This is a genomic window from Desulforhabdus sp. TSK (assembly GCF_022836495.1).
In the GTDB taxonomy this organism is placed as follows: Bacteria; Desulfobacterota; Syntrophobacteria; order Syntrophobacterales; family Syntrophobacteraceae; genus Desulforhabdus.
In genome coordinates, this window is sequence record NZ_BQXM01000183.1 from 1 (window position 1) to 410 (window position 410).

Here is a 410-nt window from a genome sequence, read left to right on the forward strand (position 1 = left end):
TTCCATGAGGCCCGGGCCTACGGGGCTGATCTGGTGCTGCTGATCGTCGCCGCGCTGGACGACGCCCAGCTGCGCGACTTCCTCGCGCTGACCCACGACCTGGGCATGAACGCCCTGGTGGAGGCGCACACCGAAGAGGAGATCGAGCGCGCCGTGGCCGCCGAGGCGAAGATCGTCGGGGTCAACGTGCGCAACCTCAAGACTCTCGACGTGGACGTCGTCCACTATGAGGCGATGGCGCGTCACCTGCCCGCCGAGGCTGTGCGCATCGCCGAGTCCGGCGTGGACGGTCCCGGCGTGGTCGCCGACTATGCCCGACAGGGCGCCGACGCCGTGCTGGTCGGCGAAGCCCTGGTCAAGGACGGCGAACCGGCCGAGGCGCTCCGTCGCTTCCGCGCGGCGAGCCTCAC

Annotated in this window: 1 protein-coding gene; it reads left to right on the plus strand. The window is 70.7% G+C overall.

What is annotated here, in order from left to right; all coding sequences use genetic code 11:
* A partial coding sequence (locus MWC30_RS22045; RefSeq protein ID WP_368860931.1) for an indole-3-glycerol-phosphate synthase occupies positions 1-410 on the plus strand: 410 nt, incomplete at both ends.